At 43.7% G+C, this 11,203-nt stretch carries 8 protein-coding genes; all 8 read left to right on the top strand.

The genetic code is table 11. The features are described 5' to 3' along the window. A partial coding sequence (locus H5202_RS12910; protein WP_182772429.1) for a nitrate reductase occupies positions 1-2,317 on the top strand: 2,317 nt, incomplete at its 5' end. Further along, on the top strand, positions 2,317-3,201 hold the full coding sequence (gene cobA, locus H5202_RS12905; protein ID WP_182772428.1) for a uroporphyrinogen-III C-methyltransferase: 885 nt from the start codon (positions 2,317-2,319) through the stop codon (positions 3,199-3,201). The genes H5202_RS12910 and cobA, both read left to right, overlap by 1 nt. Next, positions 3,194-4,414, top strand: coding sequence for a glycosyl transferase (locus H5202_RS12900; protein ID WP_182772427.1), 1,221 nt, complete (start codon positions 3,194-3,196; stop codon positions 4,412-4,414). The genes cobA and H5202_RS12900 overlap by 8 nt, the downstream gene beginning before the upstream one ends. Further along, the gene (locus H5202_RS12895; RefSeq protein WP_182772426.1) at positions 4,402-5,094 is read left to right on the top strand and encodes an ANTAR domain-containing response regulator; all 693 of its coding nucleotides are present in this window, start codon (positions 4,402-4,404) and stop codon (positions 5,092-5,094) included. Before H5202_RS12900 ends, H5202_RS12895 begins: the two co-directional genes overlap by 13 nt. Before the next feature lie 242 nt (positions 5,095-5,336). Further along, a complete protein-coding gene (gene nirB / locus H5202_RS12890; protein ID WP_182772425.1) occupies positions 5,337-7,940 on the top strand; it encodes a nitrite reductase large subunit NirB in 2,604 nt (867 codons plus the stop codon). Further along, positions 7,937-8,263: a nitrite reductase small subunit NirD gene (gene nirD / locus H5202_RS12885; RefSeq protein ID WP_182772424.1), complete on the top strand. Its 327-nt coding sequence runs from the start codon at positions 7,937-7,939 to the stop codon at positions 8,261-8,263. Before nirB ends, nirD begins: the two co-directional genes overlap by 4 nt. Before the next feature lie 11 nt (positions 8,264-8,274). Next, positions 8,275-9,741 carry a NarK family nitrate/nitrite MFS transporter gene (locus H5202_RS12880; protein WP_182772423.1) on the top strand — a complete coding sequence of 489 codons (1,467 nt, stop codon included), beginning with the start codon at positions 8,275-8,277 and terminating at the stop codon, positions 9,739-9,741. A gap of 113 nt (positions 9,742-9,854) precedes the next feature. Next, positions 9,855-11,203, top strand: a 1,349-nt coding sequence (locus H5202_RS12875; RefSeq protein ID WP_182772422.1) for a protein kinase domain-containing protein, incomplete at its 3' end; no start/stop codon positions are given.

Here is an 11,203-nt window from a genome sequence, read left to right as displayed (position 1 = left end):
TGTGATAGTGCTTGTAGGGGCCAATACCGCTTGGACTCATCCCGTTCTTTTTCAACGAATTTTAGCCGCAAAAAAAGCCAATAATGCTCAGCTAGTGGTAATCGACCCGTTATCAACAGCCACAGCAAAACAAGCAGACTTACATTTAGCCATTAAACCGGGCGCTGATTTAACCTTATTTCATGGCTTACTCGGTTACCTAGCAGATCAAAATCGTGTCGACCACGCGTATATTGCCGCACATACAGAAGGCTTCGATACTGTGGTTTTGCAGGCACAACAATTAAGTGCCAACTTAGCTGAGCTTGCTACGCAAGTCGGCGTATCTGTTACCAAGCTGACGCAATTCTATCAACTCGTGGCCAACAATAAAAAGGTGCTTACAGCATCTTGTCAGGGAGTTAACCAGTCAACTATTGGTACCGATTCAACCAATGCGATGATTAATTGTCACCTCGCACTAGGTCACATTGGTCAAGCCGGTTGTGGATTTTTTTCGTTAACCGGACAACCCAATGCCATGGGTGGTCGTGAAGTGGGTGGACTAGCCACTCAGTTAGCATGTCATATGGGGTTTTCACAACCGGAGCAACAGTTATTAGCTGATTTTTGGAAAATTGATAGTGTAGCGGACCAAAAAGGCTTAGCAGCAGTTGAGATGTTTGATGCCCTTGCCGAAGGTAAAATCAAAGCGATTTGGATTATGGGCACAAATCCTGTGGTGTCTTTGCCCAACAGTGAAAAAATAGCACAAGCATTAGCCGATTGTCCTTTTGTAGTGGTGTCTGAAATCAGTCCTGATTCTGATACAGCCAAACTTGCTGATGTATTACTCCCAGCTCAAGGCTGGTCAGAAAAGTGCGGTACCGTCACTAATAGCGATCGTACCATTACCCGGCAACGTGGCTTTATCACAGCCAAAGGCCAAGCTAAACCTGATTGGTGGGCGGTTAGTCAAGTGGCTCAAAAAATGGGTTTTGATGGTTTTGATTTTGATGACAATGCTAGCGTATTTAGTGAGTTTACGGCTTTATCGGCAAAGGTTAAACAGGTTTTCCCTACTAAGGTGTTTGATCTCACTGGGCTAACAGATTTATCCAAAGCGCAATATGATGCACTAGCACCGACACAATGGCCTATTGCTTCGGATGCACAAATTGGTCAAAAAAACGTGCGAGTTTTTAGCCAGGGAGAGTTTGCTACCGCGACGGGTAAAGCTCAGTTTGTTGCGCCTGCCGCTAATGTATCGCAGCAATCATTACCGAGTAACACCTTGTTATTAAACACTGGCCGAAGCCGAGATCAGTGGCATACCATGACTCGCACCGGACATATTGCTAGCTTACGAGCCAGTATTCCTGAGCCTGTCGTTCACCTGCATTCATCACAACTCAGTGCATTCTCTTTAACCGAAGGTGGCTTGGTCCGCATTGAAGCTATTCAAAATAAAATTGAACAAGACTCAGCAGATACCACTAACACAGATCGCATTAATCAACCTGCATTCACGGTCGCGCGTGCCGTAGTCGATGATGAAATACCGACAAATATGGCTGTGATGTCGATGCATTGGTCTGCGCAGTTTTCGCTGACCAAAGGCGTGAATCAGGCATTAGATGCTCGCGTCGACCCAATATCAAAACAACCAGGGTTTAAGTGTCAACCTGTGACATTAAGCCCTGTTGAACTGGCGATGCAAGGGGTGGTTTTTGGTCAACACGACTATTCTGCTCATGGATTATGTTGGCAAGTTGCGCAAACACTAGACAGCGGAATGTGTCACCACATTGGCTTTACCGATACCGACGATGGCTTTGCCTACCAAGCGACAGCCCATTCACTTAAATGGACCTTAACGGTAGATGGCCAGCCTTTATATATCCAATGCAATATGGATAAAGGATTACTTAAGGCATTAAAAGTGTTGTCTCACACTCAAGTGAATGTGGCCTTAAATCAGATGAATGATTTTATTGGTAAGCCAGTCGACAAACAGTTAATGAAGCAGTTACATCAGCAAATAAAAGCCGGCAATAGCCCATTAACCTGTGCCTGTACTGGGGTAACCGAAGCGAACATTAATGATGCAATCAGCCAGAAATTTAACAACCAAGTGATGAGTGACGGTTTAGCGAATATCAGTTTTGAGCAGGCGTTAGATAGCACCCAGTTATTACTCGGTTGCGGCCGTCAATGTGGCAGTTGTCATAGTGAAGTTAAGCAGTGTGCTAAACGGAGTTGGCAAGATGCCTTATCTTATTCCGAATCGTTTTCCGACATTGAACATCAACTATCAGAAGCAGAGGACGTAGCCTAATGAAAACAGTAGAAGCAATGATAAAAGGTCATCAATCTATAAATGCTTTAGGGCATGCCGCAAATGAATTACACGCGGGTGATGTGGCTATTGTTGGTGCGGGTTGTGGTCAATTAGAGTTAATGACACTTAAGGCCGCTAGAATAGTGGCACAAGCTGAAGCGTTGGTGTTTGACAGCCTGGTGAGTAGTGACATTTTGACGTTAGTAACATCTACTTGCCAGCGTTACTTTGTCGGTAAGCGTTGTGGCCAACCGAGTAAAAAGCAAGATGACATTAATGAGTTATTGCTTACATTGGCACAGCAAGGTTTAAAAGTGGTGCGATTAAAGGGTGGTGATCCGCATATTTTTGGTAGAGGTTCAGAAGAAGCGCTTTACCTTGCACAAAATGGTATCCGGTCGCAATTTATTCCTGGTGTTACTGCGGCGTTAGGTTGTGCATCAAGTACAGGCATTCCATTAACGTATCGTGGTATGGCCCGCAGTGTCACGCTGATCACCGGCACCAAAATGACTGATGCAGATATTGCAAATGCTCCAACGCAGTGGCAGGCATTATTAGCAGCGCAATCAACCTTGGTGTTTTATATGGGTAAAGAGCAAGCTGCAAGCATTTCAGTTGGGCTACTCTCTGCTCAATGTGGCGCTAATCTGCCGGTAGCGTTAGTTACCAATGGCGGACGACCTAATCAAATTGTCATTTATGCCACAGTTGCTTCTATGGCCGATGCCGCGTTAACCATTAAGGACTCTGGACCGACGTTAATTATCATTGGTGAAGTAGTGTCAGTTGGTCAGCAGCTTAACGCTTTACTTGACGATATTGATGTTGCTGCAACACAAATTCCATTTGAATATGGACGTGAGGCTTTATATGCCTAAAATTGGTGAGTTAACGCTGACATCCGTGGATGAGTTTGATTTTCGTTTGTTGATAAAAGCATTAGGTAAGGGCGAAAAAGGCTCTCGTGCATTAACGTTTGACGAGGCATGTTTGCTGCTTGAAGGTTTTGCTAAAGGCAAAGCAACGCGCGCACAAATGGCCAGTGCGATGATGCTCATGCGCGTGCGCGGCGAAACGACTGAAGAAATAGCAGGGATGGTGGCCGGTTTACGTCGTACTGTCGATAAAGGTTGGCATTCGCTTGAGGTTGATATCGATTGGCCTGTGTATGCGGGCAAGCGCGAGCAGTTACCTTGGCTTTTACTGGTGGCTAAGTTATTGGCGAAACAAGGTATTCGGGTGATGTTACACGGTGACAGCCAAGCGTTACCTCATCGCCGTCATGTTGAATCATGTTTAGCATCACTTAATATTGCGTGTTGTACATCATCACAAATGGCCAAAGTGGCATTGCAGTCAGATAATATTGTTTATGTTCGAGCGGGTGACTTAGCACCAGTATTAGATGATTGTCGTCAATTGCATCAAGAGTTAGGCCTTCGTAGCCTTATTCAAACCGCAGCACGTTGTATCAATCCGACCAATGCGCCGATAAGCCTTCGCAGCTATTTTCATCCAGGGTTAGATACATTACACCAAGGAATATGTGAGATTTTATTTTCCAATAACGAATATCAGGTCGGGAGTGTGGCAATTTTTAAAGGCTTGCAAGGCGAAACCGAATTGAATCCAAGAGTTGAAACCACGATAAAAGTTGTCAACGGGAAAGCTGGTAATGTTGACGTTTCGAGCTTAACAATGCCGACATTATTAGAGGGCTTTTCTGGTGCAAAAGTGGGCCAAGCTGAATTGCCTAGTGACATTCTTGCGCTACTATGGCGCGAAAAAGAGCCTTTATCTTCTGAGGCGCTGACGGCATTAATGTCGCGCACCATGATTGAGCAAGCGCTTAGCAGTGTTACGACAACGTTGGCTGCAGTGCTGCTATTACTTAACCACAAATTAAATACAGCGATTATTCCACAGGAATCAATTTCACCAGAATCTATTTCACAAAAATCAAATTCACAAAAGATTATGGCAGCGGAGCAAGCCGTTTACTTGAGTCAGCTATGTTGGGAAAACCGCTTCAGTACAACAAATAATCCGTTAACAAAATGGCAGAATAAGGAGTGGTTATGCGCAGTTTAATTTTTTGTGACCCTAGTTTTTCTGCTGTACCAGTGGTCGATTGTGAGGTTGTACAGTACCAATCTTGTTTGGCAACGTTTGGACATGTCACTGTGTTAACTTCTGTTAGCCAAATTGAGCAACGATTACATCAACAAGCATTTGATACCTTGTTGATATTAACCGACACATTGCACGCGCAAATCCAAGGACTCATTCAACGTACATTAACAAGTAAGCCAATGGTGATAGTTGTCAATGCTAAAACATGGCAGCAGACAGCATTAACCGAGTTACTTGATTGTGGTCGCATCACTTTTATTCCAGAGACGTTGAGTGTTAATCGCTTAATCAGTGTCATTAGTTTGGCTCAAGCACGTTTTAATGCTGCGAGTAAAACGCTAGTCGAATTTAAGAAATTGGCTGATGAAATCCGCAGTTTAAAATTGCTTAGTCAGGCCAAGCTTATCGTTATGCAGCAAGGATTCGATGAAACCAAAGCGCATCAAATTATTCAACAACAAGCGATGCAAAAAGGCTTGTCGTTGGCACAAATGTCGGCGCAAATTATTGCTGTGGTTACTCGGAATAATAGTCCTGCAGAACCACTTAACACTGGGGCGAACAATGATGGTGCGCCTCATTTTGGTGCGGTTGTGACTAAGATGGACAACCATAGACCGTTCAGTAAGGGTTGTTGATTTTTTAAATGCAATAAATCAACAGGTTAAGTTTATTTTGTAGTTGGCATAGAGCCTGCAAACAATACTTATAATGAATAAAGTATCAGATTGACGATAGTGTGAACGGCAGCAACTAATTGGCTCGTTTACCTCGGCAGTTTATTTTAAAAATTTGGATATCAACAGGCAATGGCGCCAACTTCTTAAGCGGAGTTGGCGCCATTTTGCTTTTTACGGTCCAAGGCATAAAGGAGCAGGAAATGACAGTCTCAAAACCCAAATTAGTGGTCGTTGGTAATGGCATGGTGGGGCATCACTTTATTGAACAATTATGTAGCTTGGGGCTGAATAAAACCTTTGAAGTGCATGTGTTTGGTGAAGAGCCGCGTCCAGCTTATGACCGAGTGCAGTTGTCAAAATATTTTGAGACTGGTAGCGCTGATCTACTGATGTTAACTAGTGCGCAAGATTATCAAGATTTGGGCATTACGCTTCATTTAAACACGCCTATTACGGCAATTGATATTGCCGCCAAAAAGGTGACCAGCGCGCAAGGTGATCATTACTCTTATACCCGTTTAGTGCTTGCAACGGGATCATTTCCATTTGTGCCACCGATACAAGGTAACGATCGCGCTCAGTGTTTGGTGTATCGCACCATTGAAGATCTTGAGGCCATTCAAGCAGCAGCCCAAAACAGTCAAGTTGGGGTGGTTGTGGGCGGAGGACTATTAGGCTTAGAAGCCGCCAATGCCATGATGCAGCTTGGGGTAAAAACTCACGTTGTAGAGTTTGCGCCACAATTGATGCCCGTTCAGCTAAATGATAAAGCCGGTGAATTACTGTGCAGTAAAATCGAACAGCTCGGCGTGAGTGTACATACTTCAAAAGCCACCACTGCGATTATTGACGGTGAAACGGCAATGCACCGAATGACCTTCAATGATGAATCTTTTCTTGAAACTGACATGATTGTGTTTTCTGCCGGTATTCGTCCACAAGATTCATTAGCACGTATTTCAAACATTAATATTGGTGAGCGTGGCGGCATTGAAATTGATGATTATTGCTTAACTTCTGCACCCGATGTTTACGCCATCGGTGAATGTGCATTATGGCAGCAAAAAATATTTGGTTTAGTTGCGCCGGGTTATCAAATGGCCCGTGTTGTGGCGTCGCATATTGCCTCATTAACATCTAACAGTGTGTCGCAGTCATTTACTGGTGCAGACATGAGCACCAAACTTAAATTACTGGGTGTTGATGTGGCTGCTATTGGCGCTAGCCGTGGTTTTGATAACGCCCAGTTTGTTGAGTTATCGGATAACCAGGCGGGTATTTATAAAAAATTATGGTTAGACGAAACCGGTAAATATTTAAAAGGTGCAGTGCTGATTGGCGATAACAGCGATTACAGCCGTTTGCTTGATAGCTATTTGTCTCAAGACGAGATTGAAGGTTCTGCAGTTGAGTTATTGCTAGCCGGTGCAGAAAGCGAAGCCGATTTAAAAGACACCTCTGTTGTGTGTTCTTGTCATCAAGTGACCAAGGGCGACATTGTTGAGGCTGTGACTGCTGGCAATCATAAAATGGCCGAGATTAAGTCATGCACTCGAGCTGCATCGGGTTGTGGTGGCTGTGCGCCGTTAGTTCAAAAAATTATTGACCAAACATTACAAGCAGCAGGGCTCGATTTTAATGCCGGGATTTGCGCTCATTTTGACCATGACCGACAAGCCTTGTATCACTTATGCCAAGTCGAAGGCATTAATGATTTTACTACCTTAATCACTCAACATGGCAAACCTTCAGCAAGTGGGCTCACATACGGCTGTGATATTTGTAAACCTGCCGCCGCATCGATATTTGCGAGCTTACAAAATCAATATGTGCTGAATCAAGATAGCAGTCATGTGCAACTGCAAGACACCAATGATGCTTACTTAGGCAACATACAAAAAGACGGTACTTACTCTGTTGTGCCACGAGTAGCCGGTGGTGAAATCACTCCAACTAAGTTGATTGCTATGGGGGAAATCGCCCAAGAATATGATCTCTATACCAAAATAACCGGTGGCCAGCGCATTGATATGTTTGGCGCGACGTTATCGCAGCTACCTGAAATTTGGAAAAAACTCATTGATGCTGGTTTTGAAACAGGCCATGCCTATGGTAAGTCACTGCGAACCGTTAAATCCTGTGTTGGCAGTACCTGGTGTCGTTATGGAGTGCAAGACGCCGTCGGTTTCGCGATTGATTTAGAGAACCGTTACAAAGGTTTGCGCAGTCCGCATAAATTAAAATTTGCGGTGTCTGGCTGCACTCGCGAATGTGCTGAAGCACAAAGCAAAGATATCGGCATTATCGCAACCGACAAAGGTTGGAATTTGTATGTTGCAGGAAATGGCGGCATGCGTCCTCGTCATGGTGATTTGTTTGCCACCGACTTATCGACTCAAGACCTCTACAAATACATAGATCGCATTTTGATGTTTTACGTCAAAACCGCTGACAAATTACAACGAACCTCAACCTGGATGGATTCATTAGAAGGTGGTTTAGCCTATTTGAAATCAGTCGTTATTGACGATGCGTTGGGGATCAACTCGACTTTAGAACTGCAGATGGACCATATAGCCGCCACATACCAGTGTGAGTGGAAAACAAGCCTTGAACAACCCGCCTTCTTGGCGCGCTTTAATGAGTTTGTTAATCCAAGTGATGCGCCAGAAGCTGACGCCAATGCTTACCAGCGAATTCGTGAGCAGCGTTTCCCGAGTATTAAAGATGCAGGGGCTGGAACGATAGCAATTAACGATATTACAGATGATGCAGAACAACTAGCTGTGGAGGAATTAGCATGATTTGGGTCAATGTGTGTAGTGAAGCAAGCATGCCAAAAGGCACAGGGATCGCTGCATGGGTTGCGGGCCGTGCAGTCGCGATTTTCAATTTGGGGGATGACGGGCTATTTGCCCTTGATAATGTTGACCCTGCCAGTGGTGTGAGTTTACTGGCAAGAGGACTGATTTGTGAAATTGATGGAGCGCTTTGTGTTGCTTCGCCGCTTTATAAACAACATTACCGTTTAGATAGCGGGCGTTGTATTGAAAATGCGGATTTAGTGGTTAAACCATTCAACATTAAAACTGAGCAAGGCAATGTTTTTGTCTTGTCTCAGCCATAACGAGGTGCAATATGAGTGCTGAAAAATTTAATATTTTCTCTTTTCACGGCAAGATGAAAATCATGCATTTAAGTTGGATGGCGTTTTTTATCACCTTTGTTGTGTGGTTTAACGCAGCGCCACTCGTTAGCGTTATTGCCGACAGTTTAGGGCTGACTAAATCACAAATTAAGACCTTGTTGATCCTCAATGTGGCATTAACTATTCCTGCACGGATTATCATTGGTATGGTAACTGACAAATATGGCCCGCGGATTACCTATTCAGCATTGATGGGGATTTGTTCTATACCCTGTTTTATGTTTGCGGTGGCTGACACCTTTGAGCAATTAGCGTTAGCACGTTTTCTGATTGGTTTTATTGGTGCTGGTTTTGTAGTCGGTATTCGTATGGTGAGTGAATGGTTTCCGGCAAAAGAGTTAGGCACAGCTGAAGGAATTTATGGCGGATGGGGTAACTTTGGTTCTGCGGCGGCGGCCTTTACTTTGCCTGCAGTTGCACTTGCTTTTGGTGGTCCAGACGGATGGCGTTATGCGATTGGTATTACCGGTTTAATGAGTTTGTTATTTGCTTTTGTGTATTACTTTAATGTTACCGACACTCCAAAAGGTTCGACTTACTTTAAGCCTAAAAAGGGCGGCGGTTTAGAAGTGACCAGTAAAAGTGATTTTGTGTTACTGATCATTATGAAGGTACCGATGTATGCCACGCTCGCGTTGTTAGGTTGGAAGTTGTCTCCTGCTGGTGTAAGTATGTTTACTCAAGATGCAACGTATCTGATTTATCTTGGTTTAGTGGTGGTGTTTTTGTTCGACTTTTACCAAACATATCAGGTAAATAAGCACTTGTTTTCAATGGAAGTGCCCGAGTTTGAACGCTATCAATTTAAGCAAGTTGCGGTATTGAATGTGCTGTATTTCACTACCTTTGGCTCTGAGCTTGCCGTGGTATCTATGTTGCCACTATTCTTCGCTGAAACGTTCGAGCTGGGTATGGCACAAGCGGGTATGTTGGCATCAAGCTATGCCTTTATGAACTTAATGTCTCGTCCTGGCGGCGGCTGGTTAAGTGACAAGTTTGGTCGTAAAACCACCTTGTTAATTTTGACGGCCGGTTTAGCCATTGGATATTTGTCGGTGGCACAAATTGACTCGTCATGGTCATTACCTTTGGCTGTGACAGTCGTAATGGCATGTTCATTCTTTGTTCAAGGTGGTGAGGGTGCAGTGTTTGCCGCAGTGCCGCTTATTAAGCGTCGATTAACTGGTCAAATAGCCGGTATGACAGGGGCTTACGGTAACGTTGGTGCTGTGTTCTTTTTAACAGTGTATTCAATAGTGTCCACTCAAACCTTCTTTTATGTGATTGCGGTAAGTGCCGTGTTTGGTTTTATTACTCTGTTCTTTATGACAGAACCCAAAGGTCATATTGCTGAAGTAAACGAACAAGGCGAGGTTACTTTAATCAGCGTAAGTTAGTGCTTGAATAAAGTCATCAGCGAAACATGCTGCCGTTAAAACTCAAACTGTTTATGCTAGAGCAGTTTGGGTTTTATGGTGATAAAACAGGTTAATCTTGAACGAGAGGTTTTATGGCTTCTGAGTCATTAGAACAAACGCTAGGTGGTGCTGATGAGATGCTTCCTTTTGCTGCCACTTTGCAGCTTGTTGTAGGTCAAGCTTCTGAAAAAGGCCGTAAACTGCAAAATGAAGATGCCATCGGTATTCGTATTCCTTCGGGGATACCGCTTATATCGAAGGGCGTTGTGAGTGTGATCAGTGATGGTGTCAGTACCGCTGAAGGTGGGGCGCATGCGTCAGCCATTAGTGTGAGTAATTTTCTCGCTGATTATTACTCCACCCCAGAGACTTGGAGTGTACAAACCTCTAGCTCTAAAGTACTAACGGCTTTGAATCGTTGGTTGTACGGATTGGGACAAGATTATCGCGATGCCAGACGCGGCTTTGTATGCACGTTTAGTGCACTGGTGTTTAAGTCTTGTTCAGTACACATGCTGCATGTTGGCGATTCACGTATTTATCGTTTTCGCCATGGTGAATTACTGCAATTATCTCATGATCACAGCAGCCATATTAACTCATCAAACCAATATCTTACCCGCGCATTGGGTATGGATGTTAAATTAGATGTCGATTATAAAACCTTGTCAGTTGAAGTTGACGACCTCTATTTACTGACAACCGATGGGGTTCATGACGTACTTACAGAATTTGAAATACACCGAAAATTAACTGCACTTTGTCAACAGCATCCAAAACTTACTGATAATTTGTGTGAAAAGTTTTGCCAAATGTTGAACAAAAAAGCGTTCGATTTAGGCAGTAAAGATAACCTCAGTTCGCAGTTATTAAGTGTTAGTCAATTACCTAAACAAGCCATCGACGATGTCTATCACAGCTTGTCGCGTCAACCTTTTCCACCGCCACTTAGTGTTGGAATGAAGCTTGATGGTTATCAGGTCACTCATATACTTCATCAATCACAACGCAGTCAGGTGTATCGAGTCGAGAATGACGAAGGCAAAACCTTTTGCATGAAAACACCTTCAGTTAATTACATAGATGATGCCGCTTACATAGAGCGCTTTATGTTAGAAAGTTGGGTCGGGCAGCGCATTAACAGCACTCATGTAGTCAAGGTTGTCGAGCAACATAAAATAAAGTCTGCTTTGTATTACGTAACTGAATTTTTGTCGGGGATAAGTTTAGGAGAGTGGTTAACTCAACATAAAAAAGCACCTGTAGAAGAGGTATTGCTACTACTAAAGCAAATTGAATTAGGGATACGAGCATTTCATCGTCGTGAAACGCTGCATCAAGATGTAAAACCAGATAATATTTTTATCACCCGTGATGGTGTGGTAAAAATCATCGATTTTGGTTCTTGTTATATAAAAGGCGTGGCAGAAATTAGCAGCCC

It is taken from the genome of Shewanella sp. SG41-4, assembly GCF_014164505.1.
Lineage (GTDB): Bacteria > Pseudomonadota > Gammaproteobacteria > Enterobacterales > Shewanellaceae > Shewanella.
This window is presented reverse-complemented; position numbering and strand designations above follow the sequence as displayed.